23 protein-coding genes are annotated in these 22,897 nt (G+C 46.2%); 9 read left to right on the top strand and 14 right to left on the bottom strand.

What is annotated here, in order from left to right; all coding sequences use genetic code 11:
* Positions 1 to 3: 3 nt before the first annotated feature.
* Positions 4 to 879, bottom strand: coding sequence for an FAD binding domain-containing protein (locus tag IMZ38_RS06325; RefSeq protein ID WP_227410968.1), 876 nt, complete (start codon positions 877 to 879; stop codon positions 4 to 6).
* A 158-nt stretch (positions 880 to 1,037) separates the two neighbouring features.
* On the opposite strand from IMZ38_RS06325, the gene IMZ38_RS06320 reads away from it, so the two are divergent.
* From IMZ38_RS06320 to IMZ38_RS06305, 4 genes are all read left to right on the top strand, one after another.
* Positions 1,038 to 2,045, top strand: coding sequence for a PLP-dependent cysteine synthase family protein (locus tag IMZ38_RS06320; RefSeq protein WP_193436033.1), 1,008 nt, complete (start codon positions 1,038 to 1,040; stop codon positions 2,043 to 2,045).
* A 118-nt stretch (positions 2,046 to 2,163) separates the two neighbouring features.
* Positions 2,164 to 3,420, top strand: coding sequence for an MFS transporter (locus tag IMZ38_RS06315; RefSeq protein ID WP_193436032.1), 1,257 nt, complete (start codon positions 2,164 to 2,166; stop codon positions 3,418 to 3,420).
* Positions 3,421 to 3,473: 53 nt separating this feature from the next.
* Complete coding sequence (locus IMZ38_RS06310; RefSeq protein WP_193436959.1) at positions 3,474 to 4,709, top strand: Nre family DNA repair protein; 1,236 nt, start codon at positions 3,474 to 3,476, stop codon at positions 4,707 to 4,709.
* A gap of 3 nt (positions 4,710 to 4,712) precedes the next feature.
* Positions 4,713 to 5,510: an SPL family radical SAM protein gene (locus IMZ38_RS06305; RefSeq protein WP_193436031.1), complete on the top strand. Its 798-nt coding sequence runs from the start codon at positions 4,713 to 4,715 to the stop codon at positions 5,508 to 5,510.
* Here IMZ38_RS06305 and IMZ38_RS06300 read toward each other — a convergent pair.
* The 8 genes from IMZ38_RS06300 to IMZ38_RS06265 all read right to left on the bottom strand — a co-directional run bounded on the left by IMZ38_RS06300 (position 5,472) and on the right by IMZ38_RS06265 (position 12,528).
* Positions 5,472 to 5,855: a recombinase family protein gene (locus IMZ38_RS06300; protein WP_193436030.1), complete on the bottom strand. Its 384-nt coding sequence runs from the start codon at positions 5,853 to 5,855 to the stop codon at positions 5,472 to 5,474. The two genes, IMZ38_RS06305 and IMZ38_RS06300, sit on opposite strands and share 39 nt — an antisense overlap.
* A complete protein-coding gene (locus IMZ38_RS07390; protein ID WP_193436029.1) occupies positions 5,836 to 6,030 on the bottom strand; it encodes a hypothetical protein in 195 nt (64 codons plus the stop codon). Before IMZ38_RS07390 ends, IMZ38_RS06300 begins: the two co-directional genes overlap by 20 nt.
* Positions 6,031 to 6,225: 195 nt before the next feature.
* On the bottom strand, positions 6,226 to 6,441 hold the full coding sequence (locus tag IMZ38_RS06290; RefSeq protein ID WP_193436028.1) for a hypothetical protein: 216 nt from the start codon (positions 6,439 to 6,441) through the stop codon (positions 6,226 to 6,228).
* A 262-nt stretch (positions 6,442 to 6,703) separates the two neighbouring features.
* Positions 6,704 to 7,708, bottom strand: coding sequence for an alcohol dehydrogenase catalytic domain-containing protein (locus IMZ38_RS06285; protein WP_193436027.1), 1,005 nt, complete (start codon positions 7,706 to 7,708; stop codon positions 6,704 to 6,706).
* Between the two features lie 9 nt (positions 7,709 to 7,717).
* Complete coding sequence (locus tag IMZ38_RS06280) at positions 7,718 to 8,659, bottom strand: ABC transporter permease (protein ID WP_193436026.1); 942 nt, start codon at positions 8,657 to 8,659, stop codon at positions 7,718 to 7,720.
* Positions 8,656 to 9,735: an ABC transporter permease gene (locus IMZ38_RS06275; protein WP_227410849.1), complete on the bottom strand. Its 1,080-nt coding sequence runs from the start codon at positions 9,733 to 9,735 to the stop codon at positions 8,656 to 8,658. Before IMZ38_RS06275 ends, IMZ38_RS06280 begins: the two co-directional genes overlap by 4 nt.
* Positions 9,732 to 11,246, bottom strand: a complete 1,515-nt coding sequence (locus IMZ38_RS06270) for an ABC transporter ATP-binding protein (RefSeq protein ID WP_193436024.1) — start codon at positions 11,244 to 11,246, stop codon at positions 9,732 to 9,734. The genes IMZ38_RS06275 and IMZ38_RS06270 overlap by 4 nt, the downstream gene beginning before the upstream one ends.
* Positions 11,247 to 11,301: 55 nt before the next feature.
* A complete protein-coding gene (locus tag IMZ38_RS06265) occupies positions 11,302 to 12,528 on the bottom strand; it encodes a BMP family lipoprotein (RefSeq protein ID WP_193436023.1) in 1,227 nt (408 codons plus the stop codon).
* Positions 12,529 to 12,661: 133 nt separating this feature from the next.
* Between IMZ38_RS06265 and IMZ38_RS06260 the strand changes: the two genes are divergently transcribed.
* Together IMZ38_RS06260 and IMZ38_RS06255 are read left to right on the top strand one after the other, a co-directional pair.
* On the top strand, positions 12,662 to 12,838 hold the full coding sequence (locus tag IMZ38_RS06260) for a hypothetical protein (RefSeq protein WP_193436022.1): 177 nt from the start codon (positions 12,662 to 12,664) through the stop codon (positions 12,836 to 12,838).
* A complete protein-coding gene (locus IMZ38_RS06255; protein ID WP_193436021.1) occupies positions 12,835 to 14,274 on the top strand; it encodes a sodium:solute symporter family protein in 1,440 nt (479 codons plus the stop codon). The genes IMZ38_RS06260 and IMZ38_RS06255 overlap by 4 nt, the downstream gene beginning before the upstream one ends.
* Before the next feature lie 3 nt (positions 14,275 to 14,277).
* On the opposite strand, the gene IMZ38_RS06250 is transcribed toward IMZ38_RS06255, so the two are convergent.
* The 3 genes from IMZ38_RS06250 to IMZ38_RS06240 form a co-directional block, all read right to left on the bottom strand.
* Positions 14,278 to 15,591, bottom strand: a complete 1,314-nt coding sequence (locus tag IMZ38_RS06250) for a TrpB-like pyridoxal phosphate-dependent enzyme (protein WP_193436958.1) — start codon at positions 15,589 to 15,591, stop codon at positions 14,278 to 14,280.
* 114 nt (positions 15,592 to 15,705) lie between these two features.
* Entirely contained in the window at positions 15,706 to 16,596 is an 891-nt protein-coding gene (locus tag IMZ38_RS06245) for an AEC family transporter (RefSeq protein WP_193436020.1), read from the bottom strand.
* 12 nt (positions 16,597 to 16,608) lie between these two features.
* A complete protein-coding gene (locus IMZ38_RS06240) occupies positions 16,609 to 17,334 on the bottom strand; it encodes a PA14 domain-containing protein (protein ID WP_193436019.1) in 726 nt (241 codons plus the stop codon).
* 63 nt (positions 17,335 to 17,397) lie between these two features.
* Between IMZ38_RS06240 and IMZ38_RS06235 the strand changes: the two genes are divergently transcribed.
* The 3 genes from IMZ38_RS06235 to IMZ38_RS06225 all read left to right on the top strand — a co-directional run bounded on the left by IMZ38_RS06235 (position 17,398) and on the right by IMZ38_RS06225 (position 20,937).
* Positions 17,398 to 18,180, top strand: a complete 783-nt coding sequence (locus IMZ38_RS06235; RefSeq protein WP_193436018.1) for an HD domain-containing protein — start codon at positions 17,398 to 17,400, stop codon at positions 18,178 to 18,180.
* 70 nt (positions 18,181 to 18,250) lie between these two features.
* Entirely contained in the window at positions 18,251 to 19,555 is a 1,305-nt protein-coding gene (locus tag IMZ38_RS06230) for an asparagine synthetase A (protein WP_227410848.1), read from the top strand.
* A 50-nt stretch (positions 19,556 to 19,605) separates the two neighbouring features.
* Complete coding sequence (locus IMZ38_RS06225; protein ID WP_193436016.1) at positions 19,606 to 20,937, top strand: aminotransferase class V-fold PLP-dependent enzyme; 1,332 nt, start codon at positions 19,606 to 19,608, stop codon at positions 20,935 to 20,937.
* A 40-nt stretch (positions 20,938 to 20,977) separates the two neighbouring features.
* Here IMZ38_RS06225 and IMZ38_RS06220 read toward each other — a convergent pair whose 3' ends face one another.
* Both IMZ38_RS06220 and IMZ38_RS06215 read right to left on the bottom strand, forming a co-directional pair.
* Positions 20,978 to 21,142 (bottom strand): hypothetical protein, encoded by a 165-nt coding sequence (locus IMZ38_RS06220; protein WP_013129140.1) that lies wholly within the window; start codon positions 21,140 to 21,142, stop codon positions 20,978 to 20,980.
* 276 nt (positions 21,143 to 21,418) lie between these two features.
* A complete protein-coding gene (locus tag IMZ38_RS06215; RefSeq protein WP_193436957.1) occupies positions 21,419 to 22,819 on the bottom strand; it encodes an amidohydrolase family protein in 1,401 nt (466 codons plus the stop codon).
* Between the last annotated feature and the right edge of the window lie 78 nt (positions 22,820 to 22,897).

The following is a 22,897-nucleotide window of genomic DNA, read 5'->3' as shown; positions in this document are numbered from 1 at the left end:
AATTCAAATCACCCCTTTCTCAATCCGGGCTTTACACTTGAGAAGGCCTCTTTTCAAAGCAACCTTCGACATGTCTAATCTATACTCAGCTGTCGTCCACCAATCAGTTATTCTCTCCATATACGTTGGCAAGACCTCTTCAGCCGCTTTCTCGATTAAATCCTCGGAGAACGTTTTACCTAGCAAGAAGCTTTCAACCTCGTGAGATCTAGCAGGAGCTCTCTTACCCTTCACCATGTCGAATGCTATTTTAACATCACGGATCTTTCCCTCCTCCAACGCGAGGAAGAAGGCTCCTGTTATGATTCCAGCTATTAGTAGTTCACGCCTATCGAATTTAACGAAACTACTGCTGGAGCCTTGTGGGGGAATAGCGAACTCTACTTCTTTCACCAGCTCATCCGGTCGCAGATCAATAATCCTTTTATCAAGTATGAATTTTTCCAGAGGGATTGATCGCTCGCCCCTACTGCTAACTGCCTTGACGGTTGCATCGTATGCTAGGAGAAGTGTTGCATAATCACTGTACTGGGTTCCAGCAACCACGTTTCCCCCTATTGTGGCAGAGAATCTTATGGCGAGAGTTCCGAACTTCTTCCATGTGTCAACGAATCCTGCGAATCTAACGTCGCTGTGAAGGAAGGTTCTGCTTATCTCGTAGAGGGTTGTCGTAGCCCCTATCCTCACCTTACCATCCTCGATTTTCACATAGGACAGTTGTTTCTTCAGAGGTGAGAGGTCTAGCAGGTACTTCGGCGTTGTGATTTTCTTATCCCTTATCAGTACTAACAGCTCTGTGCCTCCAGCTAGAGGCTTGACATCTGGCGCGTTTTTAGAGAGGAATTCTAAGGCGTCTTCAAGGGTTTTCGGCCTATACAGTCCGAATATTAGAACTCACCTCTCGTTGAGAGAATATTATACCCGGGTGGGTTAAAAAATATTAAATATCATGATTCACTATACTCTTCAATCCTATACTTGCTGTTAGAAATCCTTTTATACATTAGTGCTAATATTCTTCCACAGAGGTTGTAACCATGAAAGTATGCAGGGACATGGTAGAATGTATTGGTGCAACACCAATAATAAGACTATCCAGGGTAGTGCCGGAGGGATTCCAGCCTGAGATATGGGCTAAGATGGAGTTCACCAACCCTACCGGCAGTGTAAAGGACAGGATGGCATACTATATGATTAAGAAAGCGATGGAGAAAGGCGAGTTGAAGCCTGGCATGACCCTTGTAGTTCCAACAACCGGGAACACCGGCATAGCCTTCTCAGCGCTTGGAAGCGTCCTCGGTTTCAAAGTGCTAATAGTGATCCCAGAAGAAATGAGTGCTGAAAGATTCATGCTCATGAGATTGTTCGGCGCAGACTTCTACTTCACTCCTGGAGGTGAGAGCGATGCTGATAAAGCATTGGAGATTGCTAAGAAGCTTGCCGCGGAAAACCCTGATAAATACTACTTCTTCGACCAATGGGGTGATGAGGCAAACGTTGAAGCACACTACGAGACAACGGGTAAGGAAATACTTGAGCAAATAGGCTGTCCCAAAGCCTTCGTAGCGGAGGTTGGGACAGGCGGGACGCTAATGGGTATTGCTAAAAGACTCAAAGAGGAGTGCAGAGACGTGATCGTGGCTGGTGCGGAGCCTGCTGAATGCCCAGTTGCAGCTGGATGGTTCAAGACGGGCAAGCCTGGTCCATGGGGCAGGCACGAGATCGAGGGTGTTGGCGACGGATTCATCCCGGATATTGTGATGAGATATAAGCATTTGCTAGACGACTTCGTAACGGTGTCAAGCGATGAGGCAATAAATATGGCAAGGCTTATTGCGAGAAGGCAGGGTCTTCCCGTAGGTATTAGTAGCGGAGCAAACGTTGTCGCAGCCATTAAGCTAGCCCAGGAGCACAAGCTTGGGAAGGGAGACAAGGTTGTAACTATATTGCCAGACTACGCTGCAAGATACTTCAGCACCAGGCTGTTCAAGAAGCAGAGGGAAATAGCTAGCAGGAAGCAAATCTTAGATGAACTAGATATTTAACCCTAGCCCTTCATCAAAATTTTTTCCTCCTTTTCTTTACTTCTCTCTACTTTCTTCTTTAAATTCATACAATGGTTTAAAAGTATATATTTATTATTAAGATATGCGGTGACACCGTATGAGGCTTGGGAACAAAGTTGACACGGATGTAAACAGGAAAGTGTACCTCGCGGAGACCGCTACGTACAATTTCGCCGTAAATATTTCAATAGGAATGAGCAATGCTCTACTGATCAGGCTTCTCTCATACGGTGTTTCAGAGCTTGGTTTACTCACATTCGTAAGGATACTCGCGTACGGGGTAAGCCAGGTTCCTGCTGCACTTCTCGTCGAGCACTACCGACATAGAAGAAAAATGCTGTGGAATTTGTTCGGAGCTATAAACAGGCTGGGACCAAGCCTCCTGATTTTCTCACTGATTCTCCCAAAAGAGTACTCTTTATCATTTGCTCTAACAATATCTTTTCTCTCACAGTTTGCGGGAGGAGTGGCCGGGGTTGCAGCCACACACGTGTTAGCTGATATCATACCAGTCGAGGAATCTCCTTATTTCTTCTCTAAGGTTAACCAGTTGAACTATGTTTCAATAAGCCTGGCCTTCATAACCTCGTTCGCCACTTTCGCGCTAATACCTGATTACCTGGTTTCCTACCAGCTTCTTTACGCCATTTCTTTCACTGTGGGACTGGTCTCCACCCTGTTCCTGGTTAGGATTAAGGATCCGAAGGGATTTGTGAATCACGGGAGATCGATGACAAGGCTGTATGATGATTTAGAAGTGGTTAAATTCATCTTTACTGATAAGAGGCTGAGGAGATATCTCCTAGTAATATCGTTGTTTAATTTCTCGGTCAACATTCCAGCCCCGTTCTGGGACTATATCGTTATGGTCGTGATCGGAGGTAACGAGCTAATTGTTGTGTTGAAAAATGTGGTGAGTTTAGCGGTAAAATCAGTAGGCATGTTCTTCTGGAAAAGAGAGATTGTTAAGTTTGGCTTGAGAAAAGTAACAGTAGTCGGCATGGCCTCAACAGCTGTGGTTCCAATACTTTACAAGGATTTTGCCACCACTACAAGCCTCCTAGGTATTGAGGCTGTCAGCGGCTACGTATGGGCTCCCCTGGACCTCTCCATCTTTCTCTACAATGCTTACCTGCCTCCGAAGGAGGTTAGACCTGCCTACCTCTCACTCCTAGGCTTAACCATAAACTCTGTTTCCAGTTTAGCCTCCATGATGGGCACTATCATAGCGGTCTCAACAGGGGATGTGGGAAGCGTCCTGCTAGCCTCGAGTGTTTTAAGAGGTGTCACAGCATCCATCGCTTACGCCACGTTGCCTGAGGTTGAAGAGAAGAGTACTGGGGTGCGCAAGTAGTATAGTTATAAGAATTATTGTAGAATCAATAACATGGAGTGATAGATGGTAGCATGAGAATAGACCCCAGTCTTTGCATACTATGTAGGGGAAGAGGCTTCTGCGGCCTTTCCTACTGCCCAGTTTTATCCAGGACAAAAGCCCAGCTCAAGCTGAGGAAAGTTGAAGCCTCGAGGGTAATTGAAGGCTCCTCACCCCCTGCAGTCTTCATTGGCAGATATGGGTATCCATATGTCAGGGTTGGAGCTTCAACGCCGCCCTTGACAGGTGATACTTCACTCTACGATTACCCTGAGAAATGGATTAATCTCAAGATTGATGACGTGTTGGATTTCAGGTGGAGCTTGATAACAGGGTTCACCGTTAACCAGGTTAGAGCGGTAGACAACCCACTAGTAGAGAATATGAGATTGATGGTTATGAGCGCGAAGCCCGTTGACGTATATATCGAGGTTTCAAAGCCACCGAGGCCTGTGATCACTTTTGACGAGCACCTGCCTCCAATGGGTCCGAGATCACCGCTGGAAAAAGTCAAGTTGATCGGGAACCCCAGCATACCTGGGCCTGTAGAGAGCGCTGTTTCAGACCACGATCTCGAGGCTGAGAAAGCGGTGCTGAAACTATACTTCGACGGCATCCCCGTATCCCACATTCAGAAAATCTTCAGCATTGGAGCCCTTGGAGTTAGGGAGCAGAGAAAGCTTGTCCCCACGAGGTGGAGTATCACAGCCGTAGATTACATCATCTCTAGAAATCTCCTGAAAAATGTTAAAAGATACGACGTGTTAAGCGAGATACAGGTATATGAGCACAGGATTCACGGAAACCTGTTTGTAGCGATACTATACCCTGAGAAATGGAGTTACGAATGGATGGAGGCCTGGTGGCCCGGGTCAACCTGGAACCCGTTGTCAACCAGCGTCGTTGTCGAGGGAGACTACGAGGATTATAAAGGCAGGGATACCTACCCCGGAATAGGCGGGTGCTACTACGCCAGCATGCTCGCAACCCTTGAACACTTGAACAGGGTTAGAAAGCAGGCGACGGCTATTTTGCTCAGGGAGATCTATCCTAGTTTCAACCTTCCAATCGGCGTCTGGTTTGTCAGGGAATCTGTGAGGACAATGTTCTCGAAACCGCCTGTTTTAAAGACAACGAACCTTGAAGAGGTGAGGAGCTATCTCGACGCGAACACTAGACTCGGCGCGCTGAAATGGTTTTCATCGTCTAAGCTTATTCGAAGAATTATCACGGAGAGGAAAATCACAGATTTCTTCAGAAAGGGATAGGGATTGTTTAAGACTTGTCAAATCATTAAGCAGAGAACAATGACGGCTTTATCAAGGAGCGGGTTACCGGGTCTGGACTATGCTTTAAACCCTTACATAGGTTGCATGCACGCCTGCATATACTGCTACGCTAGGCTTTACACACGTGATAAGAAAGTATCCGAGAACTGGGGGAGAGTTGTAATCGTCAAGGAAAACCTTCTCGAAGTCTTAAACAACGAGGTTAAAAGACTGAGGAGGGGCGTGGTTGGTGTTGGAACAATAACCGATGCATACCAGCCCGTTGAAGCCGTGTATAAACTCACAAGGGAGGCTGTGAAAATCCTGCTGAAAAACGGGTTCAAGATTTCCATTCAAACCAAAAACCCACTTGTATTAAGAGATGTTGATGTTTTAAGCGCTGGTAAAGAACTCGTCGACATCGGCTTCACCATCACCTCCATCGAATGCGGTAGGTCGAGAACATTGGAGCCTAACGCGCCTTGTCCAGAAGCAAGAATAGAAGCCTTGAGAAAACTCAGCAGGTCTGGATTTAACACATGGATTTTCTACGGACCCATCATACCAGGGTTCAACGATGACGAAGATACCATAACACTCCTTGTAGACATCGCATCTGAAACAAAAAGTATCCTATACTACGACCCTCTTCACTTCAAGCCATTCATGAAGAGTCCAAGCCACCCATTGCACTCTCTTTACGCTTCAAGAGCGTTTCCGCAAAGAATTAGGAAAACAATCTATCATCTACGTCAAAAATGTTTAGAACGCGGCATTCAGTGCAGGGGAGGGTTCGACTAATCTCCTTCCAGCCCTGAAGGGGAAGTTATCAGTTGTAACTATTGCCAGCGAGTCTTCCACCAGTTCTTGGTAAAAGTCTTTTGGCTCTTCGCCGAGAACAATCTCCACTCTAACATCATGTTGCCTGAAGAAGAGGTCTAGGTATTCAAAGCCAAACCTCATTAATCTATCTTTATACGTAGCAACTATTACGTCGACCTGTTCATTCACTACGCAGTCGAGGAGCTTGAGCAGACCTTTACGGGTGGTATTGAGGCTGCCGACCGTGTCACTTAAAACATCGACTACTCTATATCCCTTGGAACTACAGTACTGTGTTGGATACTCAACCTGTCTCTCTAACAACTCTTCTGGTCGGAGGAGTTAGCGCGAGCATAGACAACTGCTTTATTTCCAACCGGAGCATGTAACCCCTGAGGACTCTTTCCAGCCTCGCCCTCAAGTATTCTGTAACCACCAGCAGTTCTAACAGCTCTAACCCAGAGGGAAAGAATAGCCTAACCGGTACCGAACCTTTCACAAACCTCCCCAGGCCTCAGCAACCTCTCTGAAACCTCTGCCGCTAATAACAATGAATGAGGAGGAGGCTCGTAAATCTAATAACCCGTAATAGAAGAAAAAACAGCCTTGTCAATTCAGTGACCAATCGTTTCCTGAAGGTCAATTGCTAAATCCTCTAGTGTGGATGAACCACCCTCTATTAGCCAATCGTCTTCTAGTGTTTACTCGTTGCTTCTAAAAACTGCGCGGCTCTCGAGTACGGAGACTCCAGAAAGAAGCCTTCGCCACACCTAGGACACACTATGAGAATAGGCCTCTCTCTTTCCTCAGGCAGGGAATGCTCTTCTACAACGTAAATCGTTGTCTCATACATATAGCTGAATTCTTTCATTTCTCCTTCGAAGCCACAGTTAGGACATTTCAACCTCATGCTTAATCAATAATAGTTTGTCTAAACCCCTTTAATAATGATATTTGTTAGCTCTAGGAACAACATAACACGTTTTATTAGAGTTTGGAGGACGCTGAAGTCTCATGTAATGGATTAGGTTTTCGAGGAACGGGTCTTAAAATAAGCGATTTAAATCAAGTATTGTACGAGAATCTTCCACTAGTCAGCCCTGCCCACAGTGAGGTAAGGTCAGGAAGAAATATGTGCCTGAGCCGTGGCTGCAGGATTGTGTTGGAAAATGTTAAACTAGTATGTGAACCTTCACCTGATCTCGTTGAAAACTTCTCGCAAAGGCTTCAACACCTTCACTAAGAGGGTATTCACTGGTCACGAGATCATCGACCTTGACGAGTCCGTTTCTTAAAAGCTCGATTGCTTTTTCAAAAGGCCCGCACCGGCTTCCAACGAGCCTTGCTTCTTTCACGACAAATTTAGTAACGTCGAAATAGATTGGGACTCCATGGGTGGATTTAACCGAGATGACCCCCCTAGGCTTTACAATTTCAACCGCTAGTTTCATGCCATCAGGGCTCCCGGTGGCTTCCACCACGTAGTCGAATCCTTGTCCCTCATCAGTGTGCTTTTTAACGTATTCAGCTATCTCGGCTTCATCAACAATTTCATCCACGTTTGAATTTTCAACGAAAACCTGTTTTGGAGAGTCTTTTCTAACAACGGCGATAAGTCTTCTCGGACGTGTAATAGATGATATGGTTCTTAACGCGAGCAGGCCTATGGTTCCCACACCTATGACAGCGACGCTGTGAAAGCTTGCGACAGGCGCAAGCTCCAGCATCTCTACTATCGAAGCAAGGGGTTCAACGAAGGCTGATTGAACCTCTGAAAGCCCTTCAACATTGTGGACGAGGTCAGATCTCGATATCACGTACTCCGCCATGCCCCCGTCCCTAGTTATCCCGAGGGTTTCCCTGTAGGGGCAGTGGGTTTTCAACCCCGCCCTACAGAAGGAGCATTTTCCACAGTAGAAGTTTATCTCGCTCGTCACGTTAACACCGATTAGAGAAGGCTCAACCCCTTTCCCAACATCTACTATTTTCCCAACCAGCTCGTGGCCGGGGATTATGGGTAGCTTACCCGGTCTGTAGCTTCCCTTGTAGAAAGCTTTATCTGTTCCACAGATTCCTACTCTTTTAACCCTTATTAGTACCTCGCCACTACCTGGTCTCGGATCTTCGACCTCTTCTAAGCGCAGGTCTTTCGGAGCGTGAAGCACCAGAGCCTTCATCCCAGTCACCTACTCCTTAATGTAAGGCTTGCCGAGAGCCCTCGGCATCTTAACCTTCTTCATGATCACTACTACAGTGATGAGCGTAGCCAGGTATGGGAGGGCTTTGAACAGGTTCTGCCCGCTTGTCCTCAAGAAGGTTAAGTACTCGGGAAGCATCAATTGTTGAACCTTCAGCGACAGCCACGTTGCAAAAGCCTCGAAAAATCCGAATAGGAAGGCTCCTGCTATGGCCGTTAACGGGTTCCAGTTGCTGAAGGATACATTTGCCAGTGCGACAAAGCCCCTGCCCGAAGTCATCTCCCTGCTGAAGAATCCAACCCAGTTGACAACTAGGAAGGAACCAGCCAATCCGGTGTAAAACCCGCCGACACCTGTTAGTAGAAGCCTGGTCCTGTATACATTAACCCCCATGGCCTCGGCGGAGTGAGGGTTCTCGCCGCAAGCCCTTATCCGGAGGCCCCACGTAGTTTTCTCCAGCAAGTACCATGAAGCTACTGCAAGCACTACTGCAATAACGCTCACCGGCTTCAAGGTAAGTATTGCGTTGCCTATGGGCAGTTGGAGATCCGCCAGCTTCTCCACACTAGGAGACCCCCCGTATTCCCCCCAGAGCCTATAAAGCGCTAGGGTCGCCACCCCAAGAGCTAACATGTTTATTCCCGTGCCCACCACTATCTGGTTGCTGTGAAGATAGGAGCTCAAGTATCCCATCAGCAAACCTGTCGCAAGACCTACGGTGGACGAGATTAATAGTGCCAGATATGGATTACCTGTATAGTGTGTTATTATAGCGCTGGTTAAAGCGCTGAGTATCATAATGCCTTCGAGACCAATGTTGACTACACCGGATTTCTCAGTGAGAATCTCTCCTGCAGAGGCGAGCAAAAGCGGCGTCATCGATGTAAGAGAGAGGGATAATAAGGTTACAATGTCTTCGACAGGTATCATTTCCGCTTCACCTTAAGCACGGCCTTCATGTAATGATACGCAAAGGGTATCGCCAGGGATATGACAATTATACCTATTATCAAATCCGCTACCTGATGGGGAAGCCCGAGCCTGGTCTCAATCCACTGTCCTCCTATTAGAAGCCCTGAGAGAAAAATACTTGAAACCACTACCCCAATAGGGTTGTTTCTCCCTAAAAGGCTTGCCCCTATACCCAGAAACCCATACCCGTACAGGCTCATCATCATGGTGTCAAGCCTGTGTACGATTCCTAGGACTAGGATGGAGCCGCCGAGACCAGCCATAGCACCCCCCAGAGCAAACGATGTTAGCATCAATTTTCTGTTTTCAAACCCAGCAATCATTGAAGCGAATGGATTAAGGCCTGAAACCCTCATTGCGAACCCTAGTCTCGTCCTGTAGAACAGGAACGCCCCGCCAATAGCTGCTGCAAGCGCTACAAGGAAGGAAGTATTCAACCTAAGGAATCCTAAATCCATTAAAGGTAGCTTCGCCGTGTCAGGAACTTGCCGTGTCAAATGCGGTATAGACGGGTCTGCCAGATAAGTCGCTATGGCAAACATCGAGATGTTGAAGAGAGCCCAGTTGATCATTATCGCTGCTACAACCTCGTTAACATTCCTGTAAACCCTCAAGACCGCTAGCAACATGCCCAGAGCTGCACCTGCTAAGCCTCCGGCTATTAAGGCTAACAGCGAGTTGCCGGTGTACAAGGCTATTATAAGTGAAGCTATGGCTCCAACGTATAACTGACCTTCTCCCCCGATATTGAACAATCCGGTTAGCGAGGGATACAGAAAGGCTAATGCGGTGAGAATCAGTGGAGAGGCTCTTGATAAGAGGTAGCTAGCATTGTCAAACCCCTTGCTAAACATCACAGAGTATGCTACTAAGGACAGGTCTGACGGGTATCCCATAAGAATCATTATAAAGGCTGTAATAATGAGGGATGAGAGAATTGATAATGAGACTTCTAATAAAGCTAGCCCGTATTCTCTTCTCCTGCTGGCAATGTTCTCAAACAATTTCTTTAAAATACCCGGCTTCCCGCTCAACAAGAACCACCCATGCACAATCCTATTTTCTCCACAGTTAAACCACCAGGTGTGCCCTCTGTTGTGATCCTACCGTTGAACATGATAACTAAGCGGTCACTTAACGTTAAAAGCTCCTCAAGATCTGAGGAGATAAGTAGGACAGCGCCTCCCTTGTTTCTGTGATCGAGGAGAAGTCTTCTTATTTGCTGAGTAGATTTTACATCAAGTCCCTGAGTCGGCTCCATGGCTACCAATAACTTAGGGTTTTTAACGAGTTCCCGGCCCGTCATAACTTTTTGCTGATTCCCACCACTGAGATGTTTAACGAGAACCCTTGGGCTGGCGGCCACTACCTCGTAATCCTTTATTACTCTCAATGATAAATTCTCTAATTCCTTTGTCCTTACAACACCGAACCTGCTTACCAAGTGCATATGATTCGTAAGCAGAATGTTTGCAGATATATCCATTTCACCTATAAGCCCGATCTTCCTCGACTCAGGGATAAACGATATTCCTTTCCGCAACCTATCCTCTACAGATAGGCTTGCGATATCCTCGTTTTCAAACAAGATCCTTCCTTTAATAGGCTTCCTCAATCCTATAATGGTCTCAGCTAGTTCCTTCTGGCCATTGCCCTGTATGCCCGCAACCCCTACAACTTCACCGCTGCGTATTCTCAAGGAAATCCCTTTCAGAGTGCTCTGTTCCTTATCGCCTTTTACTTCAATATCTTCTAGGACGAGGATTTCCCTAGAGAGATTGTTTGATGATGTTTTAACTGTTTGATTAAGCTCGGGTAATTCCTCCCCAATCATCATCTTCGCAAGCGTTGACTCATCAATGTTAGCTGTTTCAGCCTCTCCAACCTTTCTTCCCTTTCTCAACACTACAACTCTATCTGTCAACTCCTTGATTTCTTTCAACTTATGCGAGATGAAAATAACTGAAACACCGTTCTCACGTAGCTTTTTTATCAGTCTGAATAATTCCTCTATCTCAAGAGGGTTTAAGACGCTCGTTGGCTCGTCGAGTATTAGGATTTCAGCCCCAGTTATAAGTGATTTAATTATTTCAACCTTTTGTTGAGCACCTATGGGTAGTCGAGCAACTGGCTCATCTAATAGGATTTGAAACCCCAGGGTTTTAAGAACTTCCTCCACCTTTCTACGTGTTTCATCGATGGTTGCTTTTTTATCAATAGTGCTCATGAATAGGTGCATATTCTCCATTACGGTGAATTCATCGATTAGCGAGAAATGCTGGTATATCATTCTTATCCCATGCTTCAAAGCATCCCATGGACCGTGTAAGTTTACCTCCCGTCCTTTTATGTAAATCCTGCCTGAGGACGGCTTTATCTCACCGTATAAAATCCTCATCAAAGTGGTTTTACCCGCACCGTTCTCGCCGAGGAGCCCGAGTATTTCGCCTGGATATATCTCGATAGACACGTTGTCCAGGGCTTTAACTCCATCAGGGTATGTTTTGCTTATGTTTTCAAGCCTCACTAGAGGCTCTTTCACCATTGATTTTAACCCGTAATCACTTTTTTGAAGGATATGGGGCGTGAGGGATAAAAAATTATATCGAACCCTTGAAGAGCGCAGCGTTCAAATTGCCGTTGATCAATGCATCTATTATGCTATTATATTCATCGACGCTGACAGGGTCTTTGAAAGCTATCTCACCGCTCGCAATCTTCTGGTAAAGCTCGTTGTAGACGGCCCATGTGGATGAATCAATGTATTGAGTTCTAGTCTGGTTCACTATGGACACGACCTCGTCCACGGTGTAATCTTTCAGTTTGCCAACATCACGAGCCCATTCCGCGAACGTTCTCACACCTTCCAAATCCCATATACCCACACCTGACTCAGCGAGCCCAAGGGCCTTGATTCCAGGCTCCCACTTGTTCTCAACGACCATTTTTATAGCCGTGTACACGGCGACATCCACTCTTTTCGCACCGCTAAGTGGAATATACTCGGGAGCATACCACTCCTGGCTCGCATCCTGCCCTATTGCGAACGCCTTCCCCATTTGATTCTTATTCCAGTCGACGACAGCATCCATCATGCCTACATGCGTATACCCAGCCAACCCGTACAATACCGGGGCTCCCTGCTGGAGCATCTGCCATGCAGTGTTGTAGCCTACCTGTGGATCCGTGAAAGTGTTGGTGTACTGCCATAAGAGGCTTACATTGTACCCTGTCTTTAATTCGAAATACTTTATTCCGAAGAGATACCCTATGTGGAACCTCCAGAGAGGCGGTATGCTCATCCCTGCTACAGCACCCACCTTGTTCGCGTTAAGGCTTTTAGCCATCCCCGATGCTAAAACCCCTACGAGTGCTCCAACCTCCTGCTCCCTGAAAAGTATGTCCACTTCATTATTTCTGTTTACAAATGTCGAAGCATCGATCAAAGCGTACTTCTGGTTCGGATAATTATCAGCAGTTTTGTTGAGCGGGTCTGTCCATAGGAACCCGACAAGCACTATTAAGTCGTACTCACCGCTCTCGGAGTAGGATCGTAGAATGTTTTCCATGTCGGCAACAGACCTGGGGGTTGTGTAATCCACTTTAACATTAAGCTCGTTCTTAGCTTTCTCAGCTCCCAGCCATGCCATGTCGTTGAAGCTTAAGTCTCCCCTGCCACCGACATCAAACAGGACGAGAACCTTAACCTCCTTACTAGGTTGTGTACCACCCTGGTAGAACCCCCCTAACATTACTACTGCAACACCTGCTATAACTACTATTGCAACAAGTACTAGGATTAGGGTTGTTCTAGCAATAGACTTCATCTTATCCACCATGTTTTAACGTGATAAAGGATTAAGTATATAATTATTATGGAATCCTTGTTAAGCCTATCTTTTGGAAATAAATATTTATAAATCCTGGAGTAACGTAGAGATCTAATGCCGAGGTGTTTGAATGAAGCTTCGCCATTACATTGTTGCCGGCATCCTGGTGATCTTATTGATGTATGTTGTCCCCTATGCTTTCCTTCAGGGGGTTAAGGATGTAAGCCTTTTCACCTACTGGGCTGTTCTCAGCCTCACCTGGATAATTGTTTCCGTTATCTATCTCTACAGGTGGGTGAGAGAATGAACTCGATCCACCTTATCGCTCTTCTCATCTACTTCGCCGTGGGAACACTCATCGCTTACGTGTCTAGAAGAATGGGTGTTAAATCAGCTTCAGACTATTACGTAGCAGGCGGGAGAATGGGCGCGTTGTTGGCTGCAGGAACTTATGCGGCGACCACTTACAGCGCGTTCATGATGGTGGGGCTGGTTGGTTTAACATATCAAACCGGTGTGGGCGCCCTTGGTTTTGAGCTAGTGTATCTTGTTTCAACCGTGACTATTCTATCAACCCTGGGGTTTAAGATATGGAAGTTAGCGAGGACTAGGAAATGGATATCCCCGTCGCAAATGATAGGGGACTTGTATGGTTCTAAAACCCTGGCGGTTACGGTGGCATTTTTGTACTTGTTCGCGATGATTCCTTACACCGTCGCTCAGATCCAAGGGTTAGGCGTCATATTCCAGGTAAGCGGTCTCGAGTATGTTCACGGCGTCATGCTTGGAGCGGCCATAATCCTGCTATGGATAGTTCTCGCAGGAATTTGGAGCGTTGCATCAACGGATCTATACCAGGGAATATTAATGCTTGCGGGAGGCTTGGTCTTCCTGTCCTGGACAGCATCCACGCTTTCGCAGGCGGCAGACATCTCGGAGGTTTTTGAAACTCTCGGGGATCAGGGATTTCTGGGATTAACGAGCTTCTGGAGCATGCAAGTCTTCCTGGCGTACACTATTCCCTGGGTGTTTTTCGCCGTAACCAATCCACAGGTGGTATCCAGGTTTTATGTTCACAGAGACGTTAACGCTTATAAAAAAAGTGTAGCACTATTCTCTGCTTACGGCTTCATATACACGTTCATCGCAATATCCATCGGATTATTTGCTAGAATGCTGGCCATAGGCGGCTTAATACCGGAAGACTTGCCGAGGGATTCCGTCACACCGAGTCTTTTAAAACTAATGACCCCTGCCTCATCAGCTATTGTAAGCGTATCGATCATGGCGGCAGCTATCTCCACAGCTAACAGTATCGTTCTCTCAGTGTCAAGCTCAGTGTTCAAGGACATTTTAAACCGAGAGGAGAAATCACTAAGAGCAGCATTCATTATCAACCTGCTCCTAACACTCACCGCCTCCGGGCTCGCCATCCTGAGGCTTGGATACATAGTTGACTTGTCAGTTCTCACCTCAGTTCTCCTGCTACCTCTAGCACCCATTACTTTGCTAGGTATTTGGAGGCAGGGTAAGCTCTTCACAGCTTCGAGAATTGCTGCTGTCGCAGCGATTGTTACAGGGGCGGGAATAGGGGTCTACGGGTTCATAGCTTACGGGGCAGCTAAGACCTTTACAATGTCTTACCTCCACCTCCCCATCTCAGCATGGGTCCTCTTATCCTCGACCATAATATTGGTGCTGGGGAGCATGGTTGACGAATTAAGAAGGAAGAGTGAAAAATAAAGACTAAGTGTCTTGAAGCCTGCCGTTCAAATACTCGCTGTATCCAGCGAGGTCCAGTAATCCATGACCGCTGAGGTTGAACAGTATAACAGGTTTTTCATATCCTTTAGTATATCTTCTAGCAATATCTATCACTGCTTTAACAGCGTGTGCACTCTCCGGGGCGGGCACAATACCCTGTGTTCTAGCAAACAATACCCCCGCCTCGAACACTTCCCGCTGCGAGTAGGCGATAGGGTTTACGATCCCGTTCTTCACTAGCACGCTGAGTGTTGGAGCCACCCCATGGTATCTAAGCCCTCCTGCGTGAATAGGCGGGGGCACGTAGTCGTGTCCGAGCGTGTGCATTTTCAACATGGGCGTTAATCCCGCGGAATCCCCGTAGTCATATTTATATTCGCCCATCGTCATGGACGGTACAGCCTTAGGCTCTACAGCTATGAAGACAGTGTTTGCTCTCCCCGATAGCTTGTATTGTATGAAAGGGTATGAGAGGCCTGCGAAATTACTTCCTCCTCCAACACATCCCACTACGTGCGAGACTTCTTCAACACCGATTCCAATACTTTCCAACTGCTTCAACGCTTCCATACCTATGACTGTCTGGTGTAATAACACGTGGTTTAGCACGCTCCCAAGGCTATACTTAGCCGTGCCGTTGCTCGATAACACATCCTCGATCGCTTCCGAAATAGCAATCCCCAAGCTACCAGGGTGGTTAGGGTTTTCCTCAAGATACTTTCTCCCAACACGTGTTAGCGAACTAGGACTCGGATGAACTTCTGCACCATAGGTTTCCATTAAGATCCTCCGCAACGGTTTCTGGTTGTAGCTCGCCCTCACCATGTAGACCCTGATCTTAATTCCGAAGAGACTTCCTGCTAGGGATAGCGCACTACCCCATTGGCCCGCCCCTGTCTCAGTACATAATCTATCCACCCCTTCCCTCATATTGTAGTATGCTTGAGCCACAGCGGTATTGAACTTGTGGGAGCCTGCTGGGAGGACGCCTTCATACTTAAAGAATATTCTTGCACTGGTTTTCAAAGCTATTTCAAGATTCCTCGCTCTTATGAGAGGGGTTGGCCTACCCGCTTGTGCATAGTTCTGGAGTATTTCATCGGGGATTTTGATATATCTTTCACTAGATACTTCCTGCCTGACTAGCTCCCTGGGAAATATTTCTTCAAGAATTTCTGGTCCTGCAACCTGCCCGTTGGGAAGGATTGGTGGTGGCAGGTTTTCGGGGAGGTCGGGGATTATGTTGTACCATTGCGTGGGAATAATAGATGAGTCTTGAGGGGCTTTTAACACCATTCCAACATGGTCCCACCACGAGTAGTCGAGGATTACGTCCACGGGTATAAAAGCTTTGCGTTATCAAATCATTCTGGCTCCTGGTTTCAATGATTGCGGCCTAGCCTCAACATGCTAATGAAATGCCAGGGCTCCGATGAGAGGCAGTGCTAGCACTGTTGGGATGGTGAGGATGAATGTGATATATGCAACAAGGTCAGGCCTCCATCCATATTTCGACGCCATTAGAGTGTTTAAAACAGCCGGCGGCATTCCCGATACTACAGCTAGCTGGATTGACTCGATCCATGAGAATCCAACGGATAATGCGAAGCATACTGCTACGACAGGAGCGATGATAAATCGGTACAAGACCGTTACTAGTAACGGTTTCTTAACCATGTCGGATGTGATCCCACCTAGCTGCAGTCTTAAGCCGAGGACAAAAGTTGCTAAGTAGCTAAGGATTTTAGGTGCCCACCAGAGCAGGCCTGAGACATATGTGCCGGGATGCCCCAGCTGGTTAAAAAATACTCCTATGAGAAACCCTATCAACGCGGGGAGTTTCAAGATTTTAAGCAAGTCAATCTTTTTCAACGCGATGAAATCGGGTATTAAAACATTAAAAGTAAGGGTTGCCAGCCCCAGTATTGACGCTATTTTCACATCACCGAACAAGGCGAGGCTGACCGGAAACCCTAGGAAAACCGCGTTGGGAAAGAGAACGGTGAGAAGGGCCGCATTTCTCACATCATCTCTCCACGTCCTGGATATGTACTTGAATGATAAGCCTGCTACGGCGATATACAAGGCAAATGATGCTACTATTAAAACATCGCTCTCTGCAAGGCTTCTGGTCGAAAAAGTATATATGAATGCTAGCGGAACGAGTAGATAATACACAGTATTAGTTAAGAGGTTGGTGAAAGCATCAAATAATTCACGCCGGGTGAAAAATCTCTGGTAAGCTGTTTTCGCCAAGAATGCGGATAAAATTATAGCGACAAGGATGAATGAATCGTTCATATCCCTCCACCCTCATCCCTCCTTAACCATGTATTCATCCCCTCCCCAAATCTCTAACGGCGTTGCTGTAGAGTAGATCAAGGTGTTTTCAGCGTTGTAAACGCTTATATTAGCCGGCACGGGCATAGCCTCCTCGAGATCGCTAATCATGCAGACCCCCTGTGCGAATAAGCATTGGTAAACCTTCTCTATTCCAACAGGCTTCACCACGATTTTATATCTATCAGGTAACCCGGTGAAGAAGACCTTATTGCTCACTGTGAAGTAGAAGTGCTCCCTTGGAATCGTCTCGCTGCCACCGTCAGGCCTGACCCAGCCCAGGGTTATTTCCCCAAACCTGAGGCGGTTGTAGTATAGGAGCCTTACTTGGTGAAACCCTTTTAGAAGCTTGATCTCGCGGCTCATGTGTAAACGGCTCGGCTGATCATACCATTCATTTATTATCAGCTCCTGATTAACCCACAACTTGCATCCATCGGAAGATATGACGTAAAACGTGTATTTCCCAGGGTTCTCGACTTTGAGAAAACCCTTCCACTCAATCATGAAGTATTCTGGGGGTACGTTAGGATGCGGTCTGTCAGTGTAGATAAAGCTCACGTACGGGGAGACCGACTCCGCTATAGGGGTTAATCCAGCAGTATCCTCCGGGGGCTTGTTGCCTTTCCATGTGTAAAATCTTGTTAAAAGACCGTTGAGCAAACCGCTTTTTGTTTTTACTAAGACATAGTTTGGCAAATAATACCCCATAATATCTTAATACGTTGTTATAAAATATAATTATCTCAGGCGATTTCATATATGGTTACGATAGGTCCTGGTTTATTACCAGAGCTTGTAAACACTTCCCCATTGTTGAGAAAAGCCTATGAAGCAGTGGTTTCCGATCCCGAAGTGCCTGTTTTATGGGAACTTTCCAACATTATGGCCGTTAAGAGGTTGAAATACAATGATCATGGACCCGTGCACGCTCATATTGCAGCAGGTGCCGCGCTTAGTATTTTTCACCTACTAATTAAGAAGGGAATTACTCCTAGTTTGATTAAAGACGGAGTGTTAAACAATGTGGAACACGCTATGCTAGTGCCTCTTCTAGCAGGCCTCCTCCACGACATAGGTAATAGTGTTCACAGAGACATGCATGAAAGGATTGGTGCAGTATTAGCGATTCCGATTGTAGACAGGATTTTAAGGCACATCATCAAGGATGAGCGGGAAGTGTTAAGGCTTAGGCAGGAGGTCTCCCATGCCATATACTGCACAAGCTACGATGTTGAGTGCTTGACGATTGAAGCGGGAACTGTTAAAGTCGGAGACGGCTTGGACATGGCGGAGGGAAGAGCTCGAGTTCCCTACAGGCTTGGAAGCGTGTCAATCCACAGTGTTTCAGCCCTGAGTATTAAGAAGGTTGAAATAGAGGAGGGCGTGCAGAACCCTATCAGAGTAAACGTCTACATGACCGAGATGGCTGGAATATTCCAGGTGGATGAGGTTCTTGTTCCCAAGATTAAAACAACTCCTCTCAGGAATCTTATAGAAGTCCATGCGATAATAGGTAGCGAGAAGGTTAAATCATATCCGTAACCTTTATTGCGAAAAGAATTGAATTGTAATGCTGGAAAACCCGCAATCTTTAAATACTCGCTCAATACTAGTGTTTTATCGGTGCGGGGTATGTGGTTTAACACCGTTAAAAGAACATAGAACTCTACTAGCCAAGCTCTCCTCACCCGAGCCATGCCCAGTTAAACTCCTCGCAACAGTGGCCGGTAAAACAACAGAATCAATCATTCTCCGGGATATCTCAGGGTTTAAGGAGCTCAAGATTAAAGGGAGAGTGGGAAGGGAGATTTTGAACCTGCCCTGCGAGACATCAATATACGTTGAGGGATTTGTTAAAGGAGATTATCTCGAAGTTGAGAAGTACAGATTAGTCCACCCATCCAAGCTTGAATGTTGTGAAGGAGAATCTGAAGATGTTCGAGAATTCGCATTGAATTACTTCATGTATGCTGGGAGACCCAGGTATTTCAAAATTATTAAAACGATGTCTTCTCTGTCTCATTTGATAAGGAACGTACTAGTATCAGAGGGATTTACAGAGTTACAATCACCCATTATCGGCTGGAAGAGCGATCCAGGCTTGAGGGGTGCGGGTAGGGTTAAAGTAAGCCTTTATGGAAGTCAATACGAGTTGCACTCAAGCCTGATAATGTACAAGCAGATATATGCCAGTATTTTCGAGAGAATATTCTACTTCGCGAGAAACATTAGGGTTGAACCACTGGAAAACGCTAACACCGGGAGACATTTAATCGAGTTCACGCAGGTTGACGTCGAGGAGGCATTCACCAGTATGCCGGAGGCAATAGGCTTTGCCGAGTCCCTCTTGAAAAGAGTAGTGAGGGAGTTCCTAAATAGCCACGGAGACCTCCTTGACCCTCCAAGGATTGAGTGGCTTGATAAGACCTTCCTATCTGAGAAATATCCGGTCGTCACGTACGATGAAGCCGTGAACCTGCTGGCTCGTAATGGTTTCGATGTTAGAAAAGGTAGCGAGCTATCTCACGAGGCTGAGGCGTTTTTAGGAGAGTACTATGGTATTCCTGTTTGGCTGATTGGTTTTCCTTCAACTGCTAGAGGATTCTACTATATTGAAAACGCTGAGAGGCCCGGTTATAACGTTGACTGGAACCTGATACTTCCAGAAGGGCATGGAGAAATACTAGACGGGGGATGCAGGGAGTACAGGGCTGAGGAATTAAGAAGGAGGATTCAAGCCTTGGGCGAGAACCCGGCAGAGTATGAATGGTTTCTAAACATTGCTTCAAAAGGGTTTGTGAAACCTTCTTGCGGATGGGGCTTAGGACTTGAGAGGTTGGTTAAAGCCTTCCATGGGCTACCCCATATCGGGTTCGCAACACCCCATCCACGGCTGCCTGGTATAATTGGTCCTTAACAGTTTTTTTTATTATACGTTATTTCAATAATTAAATAAAGGTGGTTGTGTTGTTCGATCCCGAGGAGGTTAGAAAAGATTTTCCAATCCTCTCTAGAAAGATTAACGGTAGACCTTTAGTTTACTTCGATAACGCCGCCTCCACTCAGAAGCCTATCCAGGTAATTAACGTCATTGTCGAGTTTTACAGAAACCACTATGCTAACATACACAGGGGGTTGCACACGCTGAGCCAGGAAGCAAGTGAAATGTATGAGAAAGCGCATGAAACCCTGGCCAAGTTTATCAATGCTTACTCATGGGAGGAAGTTGTCTTCTGCAACAATACCACCGATGCCATGAACCTGGTAGCTTATGCATGGGGTTTGAAAAATCTCAGGGAAGGTGACGAGATTGTTGCAACCATCATGGACCATCACAGCACCATGCTTCCCTGGAGGAAAATAGCGAAAATGAAAGGGGCTGTTGTAAAATACATTAATGTAACCCCGCAGGGCTACCTCGACTATGACTCCTTAAACACGATCATCACCCCTAAAACCAAAGTTATAGTCTTCCCTATCGCAAGCAATGTCCTTGGGACTATTAACAATGTTGAAGAACTGGTTAAGAGGGCTAGAGAAGTAGGCTCAATTGTTGTCGCGGATGGCGCTCAAAGCGTGCCACACACGCTAACCGATGTGAGAAAACTAGGTGTCGACTTCTTGGGCTTTAGCGGGCATAAGATGCTGGGGCCTACCGGGAGCGGAGTGTTATGGGGGAGGAGGGATATTCTAGAGGAAATGGACTTGTTCAAGGTTGGAGGAGACACGATTAGAGATGTTACTGTTGACGATACTGTATGGTTGGATCTTCCATGGAGGTTTGAAGCAGGTACGCCGAACATAGAGGCAGGAATAGCTCTAGGAGTGGCTGCTGAGTATTTAATGAAGCTGGGCATGGAGAATGTGCGTGAGCATGAGAAACATCTTGTAGCGTATACTCTGAAAAGGCTGAGCGAGGAGTTCCCAGATGACATCAGGGTTTACGGCCCCAGGGACCCTGGTGATAAGACCGGTGTCGTCTCGTTCAACATCATAGGTTTAAACCATCATACTGTTGCTAAAGCGCTAGACCTTTTCGGCATCGCGGTTAGATCCGGGATGCACTGTGCCCACCCCCTCCACTATTCTTTGAAGATAACATATTTGGAGAAACCGCCCTCGAGTCTGCCGGAGAAGCCGGAGGATAGGCTGATTCTCTACGGTAGCGTGAGGGCTAGCTACTACGTCTACAACACCTTCGAAGAAGTAGACTACTTCATTGAAACCCTGGGGAAGATAGTGAATCTCAAAGAAGCATTAAAGAAAGAAAAGCCGGAAGCACCCTGCACAGGAAGCTGATGAGAAAATATTGGAAAAAAAGTATAGTGTTTAGGATCCGTTATTTAGCAGGTCCAATGATCCTAGCGAACTTCTTGTTGGTGTAGGGGCTAACAGCGAATGCGATCTTTATCTTGCCCCTCTTCGTCTCCTTCACAACAACCTCGTATTTGTCTGTCTCGAAGTATTTCTTCGCCTTTAAGTCGAAGAACTTGAGTTTCTCCATACCTATCCCCATTTAGGTTGTTTTCATGTATTATTATCTTGTATAGGATTTATTTAAACTTTGCGTTTTGCAATAATTTCATTAAATTATACTAAATTATGTATGATTTTACATTAATAATTACTTTAAAATTTATTTTTTAATAGGTTCCAAATACCATGATTTTTTAATTTCAAAGTTTATGTTATCATTATATACAGTGTTTAAATTTTAAAATACTGTTCCGTTTTATGCACTTCTTCTGAGGTTAAGTAGGATTGTTGGTAAGAATTTGTATTAATATATGGGCCAAATAGTGTCGGGTTCTTTGCAAATGCCGGTTCGGCTGTAAACCTGCCAGGCGGCTTTTTCAGCCTCCTCAATGATTTTTTCCTCGTCGATTGTGAGTAGTTTTCTATCATACATTACGAGCTTGCCGTCTATTATGGAGTGTTTAACATCGCTACCTGAGGCCGCATAAGCCAGGTGTGATACAGGATTAACAAGGGGGTGTAGATGAGGAACCCAGTAATCCAAGACTATTATATCAGCTTTCTTACCTTTTTCAATACTGCCTACCATGTGGTCTATCATCAACGCCCTAGCTCCGTTAATAGTTGCCATTTCAACGACTTGCTCTGCACGGATAGCCTCCGCGTTCAGGGTTCTCACAGGTTGGAGCAATGCAGCATGCTTCATCTCCCTCATAAGGTCATACGTGTTGTTGCTTGGCCCACCATCAGTTCCTAGTGCAACGTTCACCCCTGCTTTCAACATTTCAGAAATCCTTGCCGCCCCGCTAGCCAACTTCATATTGCTCGAAGGATTATGGCTCACCGTTGTACTGGTTTCACTCAACAATTTTACCTCATCATCTTCAACCCAAACCACGTGTACCAGTACGACGTTTCTACCTGTGAGACCAAGCCAGTTCGCGAATTCAACCGGTTTTTTACCAAAGCCTTTCAAAGTATACTCAACATCCTCTCTGACCTCGGCCAGATGCATGGTGATTCCCGTGTTTAGCTCGCGGGCTTTTTCAGAGATTTTCCTATACAATTCGAGGCTCACAGCTCCCGGCGTTCGAGGACCAAACCATATCCATATCCTATTGCTCAACCCGTTATACTTATGATAAAGCCTTAGAGTATCGTTAAAACTGGTATCACCGGGCTCTACGAGGCCTTCGTGGAGGATGTTCTCCTCTAATGCGTAGCCTTTAAGATCCATTACGTGCCTAGCAACCGCAGCCCTTATGCCGCTGTCGTGTAGAAACTCTATTATTTTGTCGGGCCCGTAACGCCCAACGAGCCCTGTTTCCAAGAAGGCTGTTGTACCTGTTTTAAGCATCTCCGCTACGACAAGCTTCGCTGAGGCAAGGGCTTCCTCGGGCTTATAGCTTCCCTGGAGAGGCCACACCCGGTTCTTCAACCATTTTATTAAGGGCAGGTAGTCGGCGCAGTGTCTTATCAACCCCTGTGCTAAGTGGACGTGGGTGTTTACTAGACCCGGCATTATGATATCTCGCTCAGCCTCTATTACGATGTCGCTGAAGCTTTTATAACTGGGGTCTAACTCCTCCCTCCTGCCAACATCTATAATGATCCCATCGCTGATCGCGACGGCACCGTTTTTAATTATTCTTCGGTTTGAATCAAGTGTTAGAACCCATCCTCCCCTAACATAAATATCTGCCATTTTTATCATCTAAGGATTATTATCTGTGGGAAAAATTTATAAAACAACAAGGTTTAAATGTATAAGCAAAAATAAGGT

The sequence above is a fragment of the Thermosphaera aggregans genome, assembly GCF_014962245.1.
GTDB classification, from domain to species: Archaea; Thermoproteota; Thermoprotei_A; order Sulfolobales; family Desulfurococcaceae; genus Thermosphaera; species Thermosphaera chiliense.
Note: the sequence above shows the minus strand (reverse complement) of the source record. Positions and strands in the feature narration are given on the sequence as shown.

What these genes read in the sequence shown, in the direction of transcription:
- IMZ38_RS06320 (WP_193436033.1), top strand. Translation starts at nt 1,038, where the DNA reads ATGAAAGTATGCAGGGACATGGTAGAATGTATTGGTGCAACACCAATA.
- IMZ38_RS06315 (WP_193436032.1), top strand. Translation starts at nt 2,164, where the DNA reads ATGAGGCTTGGGAACAAAGTTGACACGGATGTAAACAGGAAAGTGTAC.
- IMZ38_RS06310 (WP_193436959.1), top strand. Translation starts at nt 3,474, where the DNA reads ATGAGAATAGACCCCAGTCTTTGCATACTATGTAGGGGAAGAGGCTTC.
- IMZ38_RS06290 (WP_193436028.1), bottom strand. Translation starts at nt 6,441, where the DNA reads ATGAGGTTGAAATGTCCTAACTGTGGCTTCGAAGGAGAAATGAAAGAA.
- IMZ38_RS06285 (WP_193436027.1), bottom strand. Translation starts at nt 7,708, where the DNA reads ATGAAGGCTCTGGTGCTTCACGCTCCGAAAGACCTGCGCTTAGAAGAG.
- IMZ38_RS06280 (WP_193436026.1), bottom strand. Translation starts at nt 8,659, where the DNA reads ATGATACCTGTCGAAGACATTGTAACCTTATTATCCCTCTCTCTTACA.
- IMZ38_RS06270 (WP_193436024.1), bottom strand. Translation starts at nt 11,246, where the DNA reads ATGGTGAAAGAGCCTCTAGTGAGGCTTGAAAACATAAGCAAAACATAC.
- IMZ38_RS06265 (WP_193436023.1), bottom strand. Translation starts at nt 12,528, where the DNA reads ATGAAGTCTATTGCTAGAACAACCCTAATCCTAGTACTTGTTGCAATA.
- IMZ38_RS06260 (WP_193436022.1), top strand. Translation starts at nt 12,662, where the DNA reads ATGAAGCTTCGCCATTACATTGTTGCCGGCATCCTGGTGATCTTATTG.
- IMZ38_RS06255 (WP_193436021.1), top strand. Translation starts at nt 12,835, where the DNA reads ATGAACTCGATCCACCTTATCGCTCTTCTCATCTACTTCGCCGTGGGA.
- IMZ38_RS06250 (WP_193436958.1), bottom strand. Translation starts at nt 15,591, where the DNA reads ATGGTGTTAAAAGCCCCTCAAGACTCATCTATTATTCCCACGCAATGG.
- IMZ38_RS06245 (WP_193436020.1), bottom strand. Translation starts at nt 16,596, where the DNA reads ATGAACGATTCATTCATCCTTGTCGCTATAATTTTATCCGCATTCTTG.
- IMZ38_RS06235 (WP_193436018.1), top strand. Translation starts at nt 17,398, where the DNA reads ATGGTTACGATAGGTCCTGGTTTATTACCAGAGCTTGTAAACACTTCC.
- IMZ38_RS06220 (WP_013129140.1), bottom strand. Translation starts at nt 21,142, where the DNA reads ATGGAGAAACTCAAGTTCTTCGACTTAAAGGCGAAGAAATACTTCGAG.
- IMZ38_RS06215 (WP_193436957.1), bottom strand. Translation starts at nt 22,819, where the DNA reads ATGGCAGATATTTATGTTAGGGGAGGATGGGTTCTAACACTTGATTCA.